Here is a 17,735-nt window from a genome sequence, read left to right on the forward strand (position 1 = left end):
CTCTTCAGGAGGAATTTCATGGCTGAGCAGTATGTCCTTCCGGAACTGCCCTACGACTACTCCGCACTTGAGCCGCACATCTCGGCTCGCATCATGGAGCTGCACCACGACAAGCACCACGCAACCTACGTCAAGGGTGCCAACACTGCTGTTGAACAGCTGGCCGAAGCCCGCGAGAGCGGCAACCTCGCCAGCGTGCCGAAGCTGACCCGCGATCTCGCGTTCAACCTCGGCGGACACGTCAACCACTCGATCTTCTGGAACAACATGTCTCCAGACGGTGGCGACAAGCCCGTCGGTGAGCTCGCAGCAGCCATCGACGACCAGTTCGGCTCCTTCGACAAGTTCCGTGAGCACTTCACCACGGCAGCCACCACGATCCAGGGCTCCGGCTGGGCCGTGCTCGTCTACGATCAGCTCGGTGGAAACCTCTTCATCGAACAGCTCAAGGACCAGCAGTCGGACATCCAGCTCGGCGGAACCCCGGTTCTCCAGCTCGATATGTGGGAGCACGCCTTCTACCTCGACTACCAGAACGTCAAGCCTGACTACGTCAAGGCCTGGTGGAACATCGTGAACTGGGCAGATGCAGGCGCCCGCTTCGACCGCGCCGTGACTCAGACCAAGGGACTCCTGCTCGGCTGATAGCCGTACAGACCCCACAACGGCGGCTCCGACCCATAGCGGCGGGGCCGCCGTTGTCGTGTCCGCGCGTGCGGCGTGTGCCGTCAAGGAAGTCAGCAACCTGGCGGGCGCGCAGCAACCTGGCGCAAGGTTGCGGCGCGCCCGCCAGGTTGCTTAGAGTGCCGATACGCTGAGCGCATGGCCGAATTCCTCCGACACTGGCACCGCGATGATGCGGACGCTCTCGCCGACATCTATGCCCGGGCGGACACAGACCTCCTCAGCAACATCCCCGACGATCGCTCGCTTGCTGGCGCCCACACATGGATCGACTGGATCCGTGCCGCCGAGGGTGAGGGGGCGGCGGTGGCTTTCGCGATCATGCGCGATGAGCCGACAACAGCAGGCAATGTCCCGGTCGGCAACGTCATGGCAACAGCCATCGATCGGCGCCATTCGACCGCCTGGATCTCCTATTGGCTCGACTCGACCGTTCGCGGTCACGGTCTGGCCGCAGCCGGACTGCGCAGTCTCGTCGACCACCTCCACGATGAGCTTGACGTCTATCGCCTCGAATTGGGATACCGCATAAACAATCCGGCATCGGGCGGAGTTGCCAAGAGCGCCGGATTCTTAGTCGAGGGCAGAGAACGCGAACGCCTGCTCTACGACGGTCTCCGGTTCGACACCGAGGCGTGTGCCCGACTGAGCGGGGATCAACGAGCTTCGGGCCCTCGACTGCCGATTCTGACGACTGCCGATTACGTCACCAGATGACGGGCGCGGCAACGGGAGTCGTTAGACTGGCTTGCGGAGATCGTCGAGCAAGGAGTTACGAATTTATGAATGCGATTCGGGTAGCCGTCATCGGAGCGCAGGGCCGCATGGGTGCCCAAGCTGTCGACGCCATCACCGAGGCCGAGGGCCTCGAACTCGTAGCGACCCTGGGCAGCAGCGACTCCCTGGAGAGCCTGCTCGAGAAGAACGTCGACGTTGCGGTCGAACTCACGGTTCCCGCCTCGACCGAAACGAACGTGGCCTTCCTCGTCGACCACGACATCGACACCGTGGTCGGTACGACCGGTTGGGATGCTGACAAGCTGTCCGGGCTCAAAGAACTCCTTGCCGAGCATGCGGACACGGCAGTGCTCATCGCTCCGAACTTCTCGATCGGCGCGGTCCTGGCGATGCGCTTTGCTGAGCTGGCTGCACCCTACTTCGATTCCGCCGAGGTGGTCGAGATCCACCACCCGCGCAAGCTCGATGCGCCATCGGGAACTGCCAACCACACCGCGCAGCGGATCGCGGCAGCCCGGAATGACGCGGGCCTGCCCCCGGTTCCCGACGCCACCGAAATCGATCCGAACGGTGCCCGCGGCGCTGTCGTCGACGGCATCCACGTGCACGCGATCCGCCAACAGGGCATGACCGCCTCGGAGGAGATCCACTTCGGCTCCAGCGGCGAGGCCCTGACGATCCGCACGGACTCACACTCCACCTCGGCGTTCATGCCGGGAATTGTCACCGCGGTGCGGTCGATCTCCGACTACACCGGTCTGGTGCACGGCCTCGAGAATATGCTCGACCTCTGATGTCCAAAGGCAAAATCGGGGCGATCGTCGTCTCCATACTGCTCGTCTTCTACTTCGTCCTCATGGGACAGCGGGCGTGGATTTTGGTCCGAGAACCCGATCTCGTTCCCCGTCTGATGGGTATCGCCCTCTTCGTCCTGCCACTCGTCGGCGCGTGGACTCTGGTCGTCGAACTCATGTTCGGTGCACGGACCGAGAAGCTGGCACGCATCCTCAAATCTGAGGGCGGTCTTCCTGTCGATGATCTGCCGCGAACTCCGGGTGGAAGGATCATCCGGGAATCCGCTGACGAGGCTTTCGGCCAATACCAGTCTGAGGCCGAAGCTGCACCCGAGGACTGGCGCTCATGGTTCCGCCTCTCCTGCGCCTATGATGCGTGCGGGGACCGCAAGCGCGCCCGTTCAATGATGCGCAAGTCGGTCAATATGTATCGGGCGGGCGCGAAGCAGACTTCCTAGTCGACTCTGACTCTGACTCTGACTCGGCCCCGGGCACGGGTTCTGACGTCTCCAGCCCAGGCGCCGGAACAGGCGACGCGGACCGGATGATAGCTGCGACGCCCGCTTCAAGTGGGCCGTGCGCACCGATCGCCAGCTTCCACATCAGCGCAAACCCGACGAACACGAGAGCATGCAGACCGAACTCGACGGTCGGCGGTGTCATCGCCTCACCGCCGAGCATCGGGTTGGCCTCGATCCAGCGCCGGGTGATCTCGAGCAGGACGACGTGGGCTGAGTACACGCTTAAGGGCATTGAACCGGGAGCCGTCAGCGGCGCCAGCAGCCAGGTTTGTCGCCCCAGGAGCATGGCCAGTGACTGGCAGCCGACGATGGTCACCAGCGCGGTCCCGGCTGTGGAGAGCAGGTCGAAGGGCGTACCTGAGTGCGGGCCCGCGATCGCCAGCCACCACCACGACGTTGTCGGCGTCACTCCATAGCTTCCAGTGAACAGCGCCGCATTGAGATCGGTCCCATACAGCTGGGAGACCCGGACCAGTCCAGGACCTCCTCCGGCGACGTTGATGAGCAGCCAGGAGACTCCCTTGCCGACGAGGAACAGCCCGAGTCCCGCGGCGAAGAGGGACATCAGGTGCTTGCCGATATCGATCTTCGCGACCGCCATCCCCAACAGGATGTAGGACAGCCATTGCAGGATCGGGTAATAGCCGGTCAGCACCAGATCGTTCAGCATCGTCAGCGGACTCGCCAGGTCGAACCATGACATGGAGGAGTACATCGGCTCGAGCCCGAACTGACTGCGGATGAGTGTCGAGAGCACAGGGCTGAGGATCATCCACACCACGGCGATGATGAACAGGGTGCGGGCGCGCAGGCGCAGGAACAGCATCGCAATGGCGAACATGACCCCGTAGTTGACGAGGATGACGGCCAGCAGTGACGATACCGACCCCAGACAGAGGCCGATGATGACGATCGCTCCCGCGCGGATGAGCACACTGGGCACCGCATCGCGCAGACGGCCAGATGCTGCCATTCGCGACCGTGTCGAGAGGACAAGAGAACAGCCGGCAAGGACCGCGAACAGAGCCGACGCTCGGCCCGCAAACACGGCGGCCCAGGTCGGGAAGCCCGCAGGGTCGGACAGGGCGAAGATGTGCGTGACCATCATTGCGAACAGGGCGATCCCACGCGCGGCATCAAGTCCGATGAGACGGCCGGCGGGGCTCAGTCGGTCACGGACCGTTGAACCAGATGGCGACGCCGAGGTGGGGGAGCGGTGAGTGCTCATGCCTCGATTCTCACATGGTCGTGTCCACCCCCGGTGTTAAACATCGAACAGTGGGGCCTTCCACTGTTATTAATATCGTGATATGAATTATGCGTCAGGCCGTAACCGCATGGATCAAGGATGATCATGTCTTCACTGTTCCCTCGCCTCTTCGAGCCCATCACGCTGGGTCGGCGAACCATCCGCAACCGCATCGTGTCCTCGGGCCACGACACCGTCCTCGACGAGAACGGGATGATCGGCGACGATCTCGTCGCCTATCACGAGGCACGAGCCGAAGGCGGCTGCGGACTCATCGTCCTCCAGGTCTCCGGGGTCCACGAGACCGCCCGCTACACCAACCACGTGCTCATGGCCACCGACGATTCCTCGGTGCCCGGATACCGAGCCGTCGCCGAGGCGGTCCACCGTCACGGTGCCACCATCTTCGCCCAGCTCTTCCACCCCGGCCGTGAGGTCATGGACGGCGAGGCCGGCATGGCACCGCGTGCCGTGGCTCCCAGCGACGAACCGCAGGAGAGGTTCAAGGTCGTCCCCGAGGCGTTGAGCACCTCCAAGATCAAGGAGATCATCGCCGGGTATGCGAGCGCGGCGAAGCGAATCGCCGACAGCGGCATCGACGGGGTCGAGATCGTGGCCAGCCACGGTTACCTGCCCATCCAGTTCTTCAACCCGCGAGTGAACACGCGCACCGATGAATACGGCGGCAGCCCGGCCAATCGTCGCCGCTTCCTCACCGAGGTCGTCGCCGGAGTGCGCGAAGCGGTGGGCCCCGATGTTGTGGTCGGCCTGAGGATCTCGGGGGAGGAGAAGACCGAGGACGGTCTGGTCGCCACCGAAGTTCTTGACCTCATCGGTCACCTCGACGCGCTGAAGACGGGCAGTGGTGACGAATACGCACGCAACAGCGTCGACGGCTCTGGCGGGCAGGTGGACTGCCTCGACTACTTCTCGATCACGGCAGGGGACTCCTCGACGCTGCAGGGTGCAGTGCACATCGTGCCCTCGATGCAGATCGACCCAGCTTATGCCGCGACCCTGTCCGAGCAGGTCAAGAAGATCACCGACAAGCCGGTCATGGTCGCCGGACGGATCAACCAGCCCCACGAAGCGGAGACAGCCATCGCAGAGGGCCGCACCGACATGGCGATCATGACCCGGGCGATGATCTGTGACCCGGCGATCGCCAGCAAGGCAGACCGCGACGCCGTGGACGAGATCCGAGCCTGCATCGGCTGCAACCAGGCCTGCATCGGCTGCAACCAGGCCTGCATCGGTCACTTCCAGATGGGTGTGCCCATCTCCTGCATCCAGTACCCCGAATCGGGCAGGGAGCTGACATTCCTGCCCCGGCCACGGGTGAGGACCCGACGTCGTGTGCTCGTCATCGGCGGCGGACCTGCCGGCCTCAAGGCGGCAGCAGTGGCAGCCGAACAGGGCGATGACGTCGTACTCTGCGAACGCGAGCCCCACCTCGGCGGGGCCGTGCTGCTGGCACAGGAGCTGCCCTATCGATCTGAATTCGGGGGAGCGGCGACGAACCTCAGCGCCGAGGCCAGGCGCGCAGGAGTCGACCTCCGCACCTCGACTCCGGTGACCCAGCAGGTCTTTGACGAGTTGGCAACCGATCACGTGATCGTCGCGACGGGTGCGAAGCAGCGCATGCCGCACCTCGAGGTCGACGATGAGGCTCTCGTCATCGGTGCCCGCGACTATCTGCGCACCCAGCCGAGCCTGCCTGCCGGCCGTGTGCTTGTGAGCGACTGGAAGGGTGATTGGATCGGCCTGGGCATCGCTCTGCGCCTGGCCGAGGCTCGGGTGCCGGTGACCTTGGCGACCGCCGCGAACTTCGCCGGAGCCGCGATCCAGCAGTACACACGCACACTGCTCATGTCCCAGGCCCTGCGGGCAGGAGTCGACTTCGTCAACGATGCCCGCCTGGTCGGAGTCGACGCGACGACCGGCTACCTGCAGTCGACGCTGTGCGAGATCGTCCACGAGGTCGACGGTGTCGCCGCGACCATCGTCTCCGGTGCGCCGCAATCCGTGGTCCCCGATCTCGACTTCGGGTCCGCCAGCGTTCGCACCATCGGCGATGCCGTGGCACCGCGAACCGTGGAGGAAGCCGTCTTTGAGGGCCTGCAGGCCGCGAGCAGTCTGGCTGCAGTCTCGTGAGCGACGTAAGGGCGGCAGCAGCGTGAGCCCGCGTCCCCAGTATTCCGCGGTCGAGGTCGCAGCCAGGCGCGGGATCATCCTCGAATCCGTCCTTGACCAGATCGCGAAGCGCGGCCCGGAAGCAGTGCGGATGAGCGACATCGCCGAGGCGGCGGGATTCTCCGTGGGCACCGTGCAGTACTATTTCGGGTCGCGTGAGGATCTGCTCGTCCGCGCGTTCTCAGCCCACACCAGCTCGGTGGTCGAAGCCATCGCGGGTCTGACTCAGGAGCAGGGGACAGCGTGGGAGAGGCTGCAGTCAAGTCTGCGGGCCGTCCCGATGATCGGTGACCTGCAACGACGCTCACAGGTATGGATCGAACTCGTCGCTGCCTCGTCGCGCAATGACTATCTGGCAGACTCGGTCGACGCAGTCTTCGACACATGGAGTGCCCACTTCCGCGCGCTCATCGCGATCGGCATCGACGACGGGAGCTTCTTACCGCATGCCGGTGTGGATCTCATCGTCGACACCCTCATCGCAGCCATTGACGGCTTCGACATTGCGGCGGCCACCGGTCGCAGTTCCGCCACGTCCGATCGGATCGCTGCCTCCCTTGAGCTCACTGCTGGGAGTCTGCTGGGTGTCGCTGACATCGCCGCCGACATCGCCGCAGGCAACGCAGAGGCCAGGTTCCGGTCCGTGTGATCTGTCTCTCGTGGTCTCAACGCCAAGGATCACCCCAGATGAACGCCTGGTAAGCCGCCGATGAGCGGCATGCAGCGACGGGTGGCAGGCGGTGATGGGAAAACGCACCCGTGGCGCGCGGACGGCCGCTGCCGCAGTCGTTGGCTCTGCGCGGTATCCTTTTCGTATGGCGATTCTCGGTGACAGCGCAGCAGCCGCTGCAATTGATGCGTTCGGTACGGTCGGTACGGCGATGGTGACGCCGTTCAAGGACGACGGAACCATCGATTATCCTGCCGTGGAGAAGGTGGCGAACCACCTCGTCGACTTGGGCAACAATATGCTCGTCGTGTCCGGCACCACCGGCGAATCACCGACGACGACCGATGATGAGAAGATCGAGCTGCTCAAGGTCGTCCGCGGTGTCATCGGCACTCGCGCGAAGATCATTGCAGGCACCGGCAACAACGTCACCTCACACACCATTGATCTGTCCAAGCGCTCGGCGGCCGCTGGTGCGGACGGCATCCTCATCGTCACGCCCTACTACTCGAAGCCGACACAGCCGGCCATCGCCGCCCACATGCGCGCGGCCGCGGACTCCACTGATCTTCCCGTCATGCTCTACGACATCCCGGGACGATCGGGCGTGCCCATCAGAACGGAGACCCTCCTCGGGTTGGCCGATCACCCCAACATCCTCGCGGTCAAGGACGCCAAGGGCGACCTCTTCGCCTCGGCGCAGGTGATGAACCGCAGCTCCCTCGTCTACTACTCGGGCGAGGACTCGCTCAACCTTCCGCTGCTGGCCCTCGGTGCCCTGGGCGTCGTGTCAGTAGCGGGCCATGTCTGCACAACGCGGTTCGCGGACATGGTGCAGGCTGTGGCGAACAATGACCTCACCACCGCTCGCGCAATCTCCCTCGGTACCGGGGACATGGTCGACGCGCTCATGAATCACATGCCGGGAGTCATCTCGGCCAAGGCCGCATTGCAGGCCCAAGGAATACTCGACAACCGCGGAACGCGAATGCCGCTGCTCCCAGCAGACGAAGAGCAGATGGCGCTCGTGACCGCCCAATTGACCAGGAGTGGTTACCTCAGTGAATAATGCATTGACCCAAGAATTGAAGCTTCCGCCGAAGATGGACGCAGAAGCCGTCCGCATCGTCGCGCTCGGCGGCCTCGGCGAAGTCGGACGCAACATGACCGTGTTCGAGTACCACGGCAAGCTGCTCATCGTTGACTGCGGCGTCCTCTTCCCCGAAGAGGACCAGCCCGGCGTCGACCTTATTCTCCCCGACTTCGCCTACCTCGATGATCGCCTCGACGACATCGTCGGCCTCGTGCTGACCCACGGCCACGAAGACCATATCGGTGCCGTTCCCTACCTGCTGCGCCGGCGGGCCGACATCCCGATCCTCGGCTCGAAGCTGACGATCGCGCTCATCGAGGCCAAGCTCAAGGAACACCGGATCAAGCCGATCACCCGTGTGGTCAAGGAAGACGACGTCGATCAGCTCGGTCCCTTCGACCTCGAGTTCGTCGCCGTCAACCACTCGATCCCCGACGCCCTCGCGGTCTTCATCCGCACCGGCGCCGGAAATATCCTCCACACCGGCGACTTCAAGATGGACCAGCTCCCTCTCGACGGCCGGATCACTGACCTGCGCGCCTTCGCCCGCCTCGGCGAAGAAGGCGTGGACCTGTTCATGACGGACTCGACGAACGCCGAGGTCCCCGGGTTCACCGCCCTGGAGAAGGACATCGGACCGGTTCTCGAGAACCTCTTCGGTCACGCCGAGCGTCGCATCATCGTCGCCTCGTTCTCCTCGCACATCCACCGCGTCCAGCAGGTGCTCAACGCCGCAGACGCGCACGGCCGCAAGGTTGCCCTCGTCGGTCGCTCGATGGTGCGCAACATGAAGATCGCCGAAGACCTCGGCTACCTCGAGGTTCCGCGCGGTGCCCTCATCGACATCAAAGAGGTCGACAAACTCCCCGATGACCAGGTCGTGCTCATGTGCACCGGTTCGCAGGGTGAGCCGATGGCCGCGCTCTCACGCATGGCCAACCGCAGCCACCGCGTCGAGGTGGGCGACGGCGACACCGTCATCCTCGCCTCCTCGCTCATCCCCGGCAACGAGAACTCAGTGTTCAAGGTCATCAACGGGCTGATGAAGCTGGGCGCCAACGTCATCTCGAAGGCAGACGCCAAGATCCACGTCTCCGGACACGCTTCCGGCGGCGAGCTGCTCTACTGCTACAACATCGTCAAGCCGCGCGGCGTCATGCCCGTCCACGGTGAATGGCGACACATGCTGGCCAACGCCAGGCACGCCGAGGCGACCGGAGTGAACCCGGACAACATCGTCCTGGCCGATGACGGTTGGGTCGTCGACCTCAAGGACGGCCACGCCGAGGTTGTGGGTGCAGTGGACTGCAACTTCGTCTTCGTCGACGGCTCCTCGGTCGGTGAGATCACCGAGGCGGACCTCAAGGACCGTCTCGTGCTCTCCGGCGAAGGCTTCGTCACGATCTTCATGGCCATCAACAGCCAGACCAAGTCCCTCATCGCCGGGCCCGAGATCCATGCCCGCGGTGTGGCCGAATCCGATTCGGTCTTCGACTCGATCATGCCGAAGGTCACCAAGGCCGTCGAAGACGCCCTCAAGGACGGAACGACGGACCAGTACCAGCTGCAGCAGGTCGTACGCCGCACGGTGGGACGCTGGGCGTCCTCGAAGCTGCGTCGCAAGCCGATGATCGTCCCCATGGTCGTCATCGTCTGAGTTCGTTCGACCACGCACATACAGTTCGCCCGCGGTAGCCCTCACAGGAGGGTCCACCGCGGGCGAAGTGCATCTCAGGGCCCGGCCGGAGGTCGTCGCCTCAGTCCTCGACTGCCTTCTCCTTGGGTCGTGGCGTCTCGGCCACGAGTTCCTTGCCAGGTGACTTCCGGGCGAGGACGACGGCAACGATGAGTCCCACAAGGACTGCACCGAAGACGATCGTTCCCGAATTGAACCCGAGTCCGTTGATGCCGATGAAGGCCAGAGCACCGGCGGTCAGGGAGTAGACGAGCATCGGAATGGAGGTGCGCCTGATGAGCTCTCCTTCACGCCCGACCAGACCGACCGTCGCCGAGGCGGCGACGACATTGTGGACGGCGACCATGTTTCCGGCCGCTCCGCCCACGGCCTGCGCGGCGACGACCGTTTCGGGACTGGCAGCCCCGATCGCCGATCCGGTGGAGAACTGGAACTGCGAGAACATGATGTTCGAGACCGTGTTCGAACCGGCGACGAAGGCGCCCAGGGCACCGACGAACGGAGCCAACAGCGGCCAGCCGCTGCCGACGGTACTCGCGGCCGCCTCGGCGAGGGTCACCGGCATCGAGTCCAAACCGGAGGCGTTGTAGTCGCTGCCGGAGTTGATGAACACGCGCACCAAGGGCAGTGAACACAGCAGCGCCACGGCGGCGCCGGCGATCTGCGAACCCGCGATCTTCCACGAACCGGCGATCTGCGAACCGGTCATCCGGTGGATGAGATAGGTGCAGAGGCAGGCGATGACGAAGATGAAGCCCGGGGACCACAGGAGGTCCATATCCGAACTGATCGCGGTGCCGAAGATCTCCTTGACCTTGATGACGGCAGGCCCGGTGAGGAATTCCTTGACCGGGGGCACGTTGCGAGTGAAGAGCAGGAGCGCGACGACGATGAGGTAGGGCGACCACGCGCGGATCATCGACATCTTCTTCGTCAGCTCCGCTGCCTCATCGGCCGGGTCCACGGTGCCCATCCAGTGTTTGGGCCACATCTCACGCGGGGCGAAGTCCCAGGTCTTCTTCGGCATGAGGAATCCGGCTTTGCTGGCCGAGACCACGATCGCCAAACCGACGAGGCCGCCGATGAGCGAGGGGAATTCAGGCCCGAGCAGGTTGGCCACGAGGAGGTAGGGCACGATCATGGCCAGGGCCGAGAAGATAGCGAACGGCGCGATCGCCAGACCGTCGGCGAAGCGCCTGTTGCGGCCGAAGAATCCGGTCATCAGGCAGGACAGCAGAAGCGGGATGAGGATTCCGCAGATGCCGTGCATGAGGGCGACCTGGGCGGCAGTGTGGGCGATGAATTCGGATTGGCTGAGACCGAGTTCGGACGCTCTTGCCGCGACATCGGCAGACATGCTGCCGTCTTCCTTCGACAGCCCGGTGCCGATTCCGACGATCATGGGTGTTCCCACAGCACCGAAGCTCACCGGTGTGGACTGGATGATGAGACCGGCGAGGACCGCTGCGATGGCGGGGAAGCCGAGGGCGAGCAGCAGCGGTGCAACCACTGCGGCGGGTGTGCCGAAGCCGGCTGCGCCTTCGATGAAGGAACCGAAGAGCCAGGCGATGATGATGACCTGGACACGTCGATCCGGAGAGATCGAGACGAAGCCGGCGCGAATCGTCTGGATTGCTCCCGATCGTGTGACGGTGGCCAGGAGCAGGAGGGCGCCGAAGACGATCCACAGCAGCCCGATCGCGGTGAGCAGGCCTTGGACCACCGAAGCGCTGATCGTCACCCAGTCGATCTGCCACGCGAAGTTCGCGACGAGTGCGGCAGCGACCAGGCCGATCGGCATGGCATATTTCGCGGGCCAGCGAAACCCGATGAGCAGGATTCCTGCCAGGAGGATGGGGGCGAGCGCAAGAAGCGCCGCGACAGCGAGGTTGTCCATCGTGAATCCGATCCGCGGCATCGTTGCCGCTTGGTCGAGGAGTCCGCCCATCTCTGATCGGTTGATCAGCAGACGATGTGGTGCCGACTCCGCAAACGAAGTACCTGGGTTCATCATGCCTGGTGGATTGTTGTACCGTCAAGGGAATCCTGCGTCTCACCTCGAGGGAAGCGTTTGACGAGATGTGCATCACCTCCTATTCTTTTCGGTGTGTGAACAATAGATTTCACGATGTGAAAGTTTCGCAGGCTAAACCCCGTTGCCAGCGACAAGCGATGCACTAGTGAATGTGCCGACTAAGGAGAACGACCGATGACTGCTCATATTGAGAATCTGGACATTCCAGCAGGCATGGAGATCACCGGCGAACTGCCGGACGGGGCAGAGAAGGTGCTCACCCCGAAGGCCCTCGAACTCATCGTCGAGCTGAACCGGAAGTTCAATGGGGACCGCCTCGAACGGCTGGAGGCCCGCAAGGAGCGCCAGGCTCAGATTGCCGCCGGCGCCGACCTCGACTTCCTCCCCGAGACCGCCGAGATCCGCAATGATCCCAGCTGGCAGGTCGCACCGCCGGCACCGGGCCTCGAGGACCGGCGCGTGGAGATGACCGGGCCGACGTACAAGAAGATGACGATCAATGCCCTGAACTCCGGGGCCAAGGTGTGGCTGGCCGACCAGGAGGATGCGAACACCCCGGAGTGGGGCTCGGTCATCGGCGGACAGGTCAACCTGCTTGACTCGTTGAACCGTGAGATCGACTTCACCTCACCTGAGGGCAAGTCCTACACCCTGGCTCCCGACGAGGAGCTGCCGACCATCGTCGTCCGCCCCCGCGGCTGGCACATGCCAGAGAAGCACATCCTCGTCGACGGTGAGGAGTCCTCGGGTTCCCTCGTGGATTTCGCGCTCTACTTCGCCACCGCCGGGCAGCTCCAGATCGAGAAGGGCAAGGGCCCCTACTTCTACCTGCCGAAGATGGAGTCCCACCTCGAGGCGCGCCTGTGGAACCAGGTCTTCGACCATGCCGAGGACTCCTTCGACCTGGCGCGGGGCACCATCCGTGCCACCGTGCTCATCGAAACCTACCCCGCGGCCTTCGAGATGGAGGAGATCCTCTACGAACTGCGTGAGCACTCCTCGGGACTCAACGCCGGCCGCTGGGACTACATCTTCTCCGTAATCAAGAACTTCCGCGCCCGCGGCTCCGACTTCCTGCTGCCCGACCGCTCGGATGTCACGATGACGGTGCCGTTCATGCGCGCCTACACCGAGCTCCTCGTGCACACCTGCCACAAGCGCGGCGCACACGCGATCGGCGGCATGTCCGCCTTCGTTCCCTCGAAGGATCCTGACGAGAACGAAGCCGCTTTCAACAAGGTCCGCGAGGACAAGTCCCGCGAGGCCGGCAAGGGCTTCGACGGTTCCTGGGTGGCTCACCCCGGCATGGTCGCCCTGTGCAAGGAGGTCTTCACCGAGACGCTGGGAGACAACGCGAACCAGATTGAGAACAAGCGCGATGACGTCTCCGTGTCCGCCGCTGAGCTCCTCGACGTGAAGTCGACCCCGGGGTCGAGCACGGAGAAGGGTCTGCGGACCAATGTCTCAGTGGGCATCCAGTACCTGCGCGCCTGGCTCGAAGGCAATGGTGCTGTGGCCATCAACGGACTCATGGAGGACGCCGCGACCGCGGAGATCTCACGCTCCCAGGTCTGGCAGTGGATGGACGCGGGAGTCGAACTCGACACCGGAGTCACCGTCACCGCTGATTTCGTGCGCCAGGTCGTGACCGAAGAGGTTGCGAAGCTCCCGGGCGAGGAGTCGGACTGGAAGGATGCCACTGACACGTTCCTGTCCGTGGCCGTCGCCGATGAGTACGTCGACTTCCTGACACTGCCGGCCTACGCCCGCATGCCCTGAGCCCGCATGCCCTGAGCCCGCATGGTCCTGAGCCTGCACGGTTCAGGAGTCTCACCACGTAAGAACGCCGTCGAAAATGTGTCTAAGTCCACATTTTCGGCGGCGTTCTTCGCTAAGCTCGACATCATTGACGCAGGGAAGCGGGAGTGGGCATGAGCAGAATCGACTCGGTTCTCACACGGATCGAACCACATTTGCCACCAAAGGCGATCGTCACCGACGAGAACGAACGCAAAACGTATGAGTGCGACGGTCTGGCCGTGCACAGAACCGTCCCAGCGCTGGTCATCCGCGTCACCTCCACCGCCGAGGTGGCCCTGACCGTGCGTGCCTGCCATGAGTTCGACGTCCCCTTCGTCGCCCGCGGTTCGGGCACCGGGCTCTCCGGTGGGGCCCAACCGCACGCAGAGGGTGTGCTCATCGTCATGTCGACGATGCGAGACATCCTCGACATCGACCCGCTGGCCCAGCGCGCGATCGTGCAGCCAGGGGTCATCAACCTCACGCTCTCCGATGAGGCCAACCCGCACGGCTACTACTTCGCCCCGGACCCCTCGAGTCAGAGCGTGTGCTCGATCGGCGGGAATGTCGCTGAGAACTCCGGCGGTGCCCACTGCCTGAAATACGGGTTCACCACCAATCACGTCACCGGTCTCACCCTCGTCACCGCCCAGGGTGACATCGTCGAGATCGGGGGACAGGCTCCCGAATACCCCGGCTACGACCTCCTCGGCGTGCTCTGCGGATCCGAAGGGACTCTTGGCATCGTCACCGAGGTGACCGTGCGGCTGACCCGGCTGCCCGAAGCCGTGGAGACGCTGCTCATCGGGTTCGAGTCGACCGATGCGGCGGGGGAGGCGGTCAGTGACATCATCTCTGCGGGAATCATGCCCGCCGCCATCGAGATGATGGACGCGCTGGCCATCGAGGCCGCAGAGAAGGCCGTGGCCTGCAACTATCCCGACGGTGCCGGTGCCGTCCTCGTCGTCGAACTCGATGGGCCGGCCATTGACGTCGATCTCGAGCGGGAGACGGTCATCGCCCGGGCGAAGGACCACGGTGCTGGTGAGGTTCGCGTCGCCGTCGACGATGTCGAACGCGGTCTGATCTGGAAGGGCCGGAAATCGGCCTTCGCTGCCGTCGGCCGGATCAGCCCCGACTACATCGTCCAGGACGGAGTGATCCCACGGTCTCGGCTCGGGCCCGTGCTGGCTTCGATCTCGACGATCGCGGAGGAATGCGGCGTGCGAGTCGCCAACGTTTTCCACGCCGGAGACGGCAATCTGCATCCGCTTGTGCTCTTCGACGGCAGTGTCGAGGGCCAGACCGAATTGGCGGAGACCGCCTCGGGTCGGATCCTCGACCTGTGCCTGAGTGAAGGTGGTTCGATCACCGGGGAGCATGGGGTCGGATCCGACAAAGCCAAATTCATGCCGCGCATGTTCACGCATGAGGACTTGGACACGATGCAGATTCTGCGCTGCGCGTTCGACCCGGACTATCTGTCCAACCCGGGAAAGATCTTCCCGACACCACGGCTGTGCGGGGAACCGCCTCGGCGAACTTCGGGGGAGCACCCACTCCAAGCAGCAGGAAAGGCGGAGCTGTTTTGACGCAGGAACTTCCCAGGATCGCCCGACCAGACAGTGTCGAAGAACTGTCCGAACTCGTCTCCCGCGCGCACCGCGACTCACGCACCATCGCCGTCTTCGGTGGTGGGACCGCGCTCGATGATCACCCGCCGGGGCACACCCCTGGCCTCCTCATCGACATGGGCGGGCTCAACCAGGTCACCGAACACTCTCCCGGCGACCTCATCGTCGTGGCCGAGGCAGGAACCACGATCTCCGAACTGAACCGTGTCGCCGACACCGGAGACCAGGAGCTCCTCCCGGACTTTCCTGCCGATCGCACCGACTCCGGCTCAACCTTGGGCGGAGCCATCGCCACCCGCGCCGTGGGCCCGCGGCGCATCGGCCGCCTGCCGCTGCGTGAGGTCGTCCTCGGGGTCACCGTCGTCCTCGCCGACGGCACGATCGCGAAGGCCGGAGGCAAGGTCGTGAAGAACGTCGCGGGCTACGACCTCGCCAAGCTCATGACCGGGTCCTGGGGGACGTTGGGGATCATCACCAGCGCCGCACTCCGGCTGTACCCGAAACCCCAGGCCCAGGGATTCGTCGAGATCCCGGGCGCCGATTCCGCCCTCTGGGCCATCGGCTCCCAGGTGGCTCCGGCGGCCGTCGAGATCAACCGTTCACCGGGTGAGCAGGCCTCGACCGTGGTCATGGTCGACGGACTCCCGGAATCGGTCGAGTCCCGAACCGGCACCATCGTCGACACCTTCCCCGGGGCGGCGCACAGTGTCCGCCCCAGCTGGTGGTCACGGCGAGCCCAGGCACCGGTGACCATCCGGACTGCAGTCTCACCGGCACTGGTCCCGCAGCTGGTTGCCGAAATCTCGCGCCTCGAAGACGCCATCGGCCATCCGATCCAACTGCGCGGGTCCGCCATGGGGGTCTTCGATCTTGGCATCGGTGCCCTTGACTCGGATCCCACGATCGCGACCCGAGTGGTTCTCGAACACCTGCGCTCATGGGGCCAGAAGCAGCTGAGCGCGACCGTTCTGTGTGCCCCCGCCTCGGTGTGGGGCGACGTCGATGCCTGGGGTGACATCCCCGGGTTCGGCCTCATGGCCACCATCAAGGACCGGTTCGATCCCGACGGTCTGCTCTCACCCGGACGTGGAATAGGAGGACTGTGATGTCATGCGATTGCGGTGGCGCAGGAGGCTGCCAGGGCGGCGGAACGCCAAGCGAAGGGACCGGGCCGACATCTCTGGAGGCGACGATGGCCACCGCGGGTCATGCCACGATGGAAATGGCGCCGCCGACCTTGGACCATTCGGCCTTCGATGTCTTCAACCCGCCGGATCCGAGCCTCATCGCCGACTGCGTCCACTGCGGCTTCTGCCTTCCCGCCTGTCCCACCTACCAACTGTGGGGAAACGAGGAGGACTCACCGCGCGGACGCATCTACCTCATGCAGGAGGGTCTGGAGAACGGGCCGATGAGCGCATCCATGGTCGAACACTTCGACGCCTGCCTGGGCTGCATGGCCTGTGTCACCGCCTGCCCGTCGGGAGTTCAGTACGACAAGCTCATCGAAGCCACCCGCGGACAGGTCGAGCGCAACGGAAAAGAGCATCGCAGCCGCGCCGAGGTGGCGCTGCGGGCCGCGATCTTCCAACTGTTCCCATACCCGGGCCGTCTGGCCACCCTGCTGGCACCGCTCAAGGCCTACCAGCGGACGGGACTGTCCTCGCTCATCCGCAAGTCCAAGATCCTCGAGAAGCTCTCACCGACCCTGGCCACGATGGAGGCCATCGCACCGCCGGTGACCAAGCGAGTCACCATTCCAGCGTCGAACCCGCCACGCAGCGCCGAAGGCGACAGCCTGCCGGTCAGGTCGCGAGTGGGGATGCTGCTGGGATGTGTGCAGCGAACCTTCTACCCCCAGGTCAACGCCGCGACGGTGCGCGTGCTCAATATGGAAGGCTGCGAGGTCGTGGTGCCCCAGTCACAGGGATGCTGCGGTGCTCTGTCGGTCCACGCCGGGCGCAGTGAGGAGGGTGAGGACTTCGCACGAAAAATCGTGGACACTTTCACCCTCGCCGAGGTCGACTATCTGGTCGTCAACTCCGCTGGCTGCGGATCGACGATGAAGGAGTACGCCGACATCCTTGCCGATGATCCCGCCTATGCCGAGCGCGCAAAGGTGTTGGCGGACAAGGTCAGAGACGTGACCGAGATCCTCGTCGAACTCGGACCCAGTGCTCCTCGGCATCCGGTGGCCAACGGTGGGCTGCGCGTGGCCTACCACGACGCCTGCCACCTTTCCCATGCCCAAGGAGTGCGCAATCCGCCACGTGAACTGCTGGGTCAGATCCCCGGGGTGGAGCTGGCTGCGATCAAGGACGCCGACACCTGCTGCGGCTCGGCCGGCATCTACAATCTGGTGCGCCCGGAGGCAGCCCGCGAGCTGGGGGACAAGAAGGCCACGAACATCGCCGCCACCGGAGCCGACATCGTCGTCACCGGCAACCCGGGTTGTCTGCTGCAGGTCACTGATGCACTCCGCAGGCGGGGAGAGGCGACCCTGCCGAGCGCACACACGATCGAACTCCTCGATGCCTCACTCACCGGTGCGGGTGCCGAGCTGCTGCTGGCCAGGTGAGGTTGCGGCAGAAGGTGTCGTGGCCCATGCCCGACGTCATTGCCGCCTCG

The 17,735-nt window shown here is 64.4% G+C and carries 14 protein-coding genes; 12 read left to right on the forward strand and 2 right to left on the reverse strand.

The genetic code is table 11. The features are described 5' to 3' along the window. Nucleotides 1-18: 18 nt before the first annotated feature. From BANT918_RS07965 to BANT918_RS07980, 4 genes are all read left to right on the forward strand, one after another. Nucleotides 19-645, forward strand: coding sequence for a superoxide dismutase (locus BANT918_RS07965; RefSeq protein WP_101619743.1), 627 nt, complete (start codon nucleotides 19-21; stop codon nucleotides 643-645). A gap of 177 nt (nucleotides 646-822) precedes the next feature. Further along, nucleotides 823-1,401 (forward strand): GNAT family N-acetyltransferase, encoded by a 579-nt coding sequence (locus BANT918_RS07970; RefSeq protein ID WP_101619744.1) that lies wholly within the window; start codon nucleotides 823-825, stop codon nucleotides 1,399-1,401. Nucleotides 1,402-1,466: 65 nt separating this feature from the next. After that, on the forward strand, nucleotides 1,467-2,216 hold the full coding sequence (gene dapB / locus BANT918_RS07975; RefSeq protein WP_101619745.1) for a 4-hydroxy-tetrahydrodipicolinate reductase: 750 nt from the start codon (nucleotides 1,467-1,469) through the stop codon (nucleotides 2,214-2,216). Next, nucleotides 2,216-2,674: a hypothetical protein gene (locus BANT918_RS07980; protein ID WP_101619746.1), complete on the forward strand. Its 459-nt coding sequence runs from the start codon at nucleotides 2,216-2,218 to the stop codon at nucleotides 2,672-2,674. The genes dapB and BANT918_RS07980 overlap by 1 nt, the downstream gene beginning before the upstream one ends. Here BANT918_RS07980 and BANT918_RS07985 read toward each other — a convergent pair. Further along, nucleotides 2,637-3,965 (reverse strand): heparan-alpha-glucosaminide N-acetyltransferase domain-containing protein, encoded by a 1,329-nt coding sequence (locus BANT918_RS07985; protein ID WP_233430395.1) that lies wholly within the window; start codon nucleotides 3,963-3,965, stop codon nucleotides 2,637-2,639. The genes BANT918_RS07980 and BANT918_RS07985 overlap by 38 nt on opposite strands. A gap of 126 nt (nucleotides 3,966-4,091) precedes the next feature. Between BANT918_RS07985 and BANT918_RS07990 the strand changes: the two genes are divergently transcribed. From BANT918_RS07990 to BANT918_RS08005, 4 genes are all read left to right on the forward strand, one after another. Then, on the forward strand, nucleotides 4,092-6,140 hold the full coding sequence (locus tag BANT918_RS07990) for an FAD-dependent oxidoreductase (protein ID WP_101619802.1): 2,049 nt from the start codon (nucleotides 4,092-4,094) through the stop codon (nucleotides 6,138-6,140). A gap of 22 nt (nucleotides 6,141-6,162) precedes the next feature. Beyond that, nucleotides 6,163-6,828, forward strand: a complete 666-nt coding sequence (locus tag BANT918_RS07995; RefSeq protein ID WP_101619747.1) for a TetR/AcrR family transcriptional regulator — start codon at nucleotides 6,163-6,165, stop codon at nucleotides 6,826-6,828. Nucleotides 6,829-6,994: 166 nt separating this feature from the next. Next, a complete protein-coding gene (dapA, locus tag BANT918_RS08000; RefSeq protein ID WP_101619748.1) occupies nucleotides 6,995-7,918 on the forward strand; it encodes a 4-hydroxy-tetrahydrodipicolinate synthase in 924 nt (307 codons plus the stop codon). A gap of 34 nt (nucleotides 7,919-7,952) precedes the next feature. Then, nucleotides 7,953-9,599 (forward strand): ribonuclease J, encoded by a 1,647-nt coding sequence (locus BANT918_RS08005; RefSeq protein ID WP_009882967.1) that lies wholly within the window; start codon nucleotides 7,953-7,955, stop codon nucleotides 9,597-9,599. Between the two features lie 100 nt (nucleotides 9,600-9,699). Here BANT918_RS08005 and BANT918_RS08010 read toward each other — a convergent pair whose 3' ends face one another. Beyond that, nucleotides 9,700-11,652 (reverse strand): L-lactate permease, encoded by a 1,953-nt coding sequence (locus BANT918_RS08010; RefSeq protein WP_324761560.1) that lies wholly within the window; start codon nucleotides 11,650-11,652, stop codon nucleotides 9,700-9,702. 195 nt (nucleotides 11,653-11,847) lie between these two features. Here BANT918_RS08010 and aceB point away from each other — a divergent pair, with 195 nt between their 5' ends. From aceB to BANT918_RS08030, 4 genes are all read left to right on the forward strand, one after another. Beyond that, the gene (gene aceB / locus BANT918_RS08015; protein WP_101619749.1) at nucleotides 11,848-13,452 is read left to right on the forward strand and encodes a malate synthase A; all 1,605 of its coding nucleotides are present in this window, start codon (nucleotides 11,848-11,850) and stop codon (nucleotides 13,450-13,452) included. 152 nt (nucleotides 13,453-13,604) lie between these two features. Then, entirely contained in the window at nucleotides 13,605-15,065 is a 1,461-nt protein-coding gene (locus BANT918_RS08020; protein WP_167389416.1) for an FAD-linked oxidase C-terminal domain-containing protein, read from the forward strand. Next, the gene (locus BANT918_RS08025; protein ID WP_167389417.1) at nucleotides 15,062-16,213 is read left to right on the forward strand and encodes an FAD-binding oxidoreductase; all 1,152 of its coding nucleotides are present in this window, start codon (nucleotides 15,062-15,064) and stop codon (nucleotides 16,211-16,213) included. The genes BANT918_RS08020 and BANT918_RS08025 overlap by 4 nt, the downstream gene beginning before the upstream one ends. After that, entirely contained in the window at nucleotides 16,213-17,685 is a 1,473-nt protein-coding gene (locus BANT918_RS08030; protein ID WP_208618054.1) for a (Fe-S)-binding protein, read from the forward strand. The genes BANT918_RS08025 and BANT918_RS08030 overlap by 1 nt, the downstream gene beginning before the upstream one ends. Nucleotides 17,686-17,735: the final 50 nt, after the last annotated feature.

Source organism: Brevibacterium antiquum CNRZ 918 (genome assembly GCF_900169145.1).
In the GTDB taxonomy this organism is placed as follows: Bacteria; Actinomycetota; Actinomycetes; order Actinomycetales; family Brevibacteriaceae; genus Brevibacterium; species Brevibacterium koreense.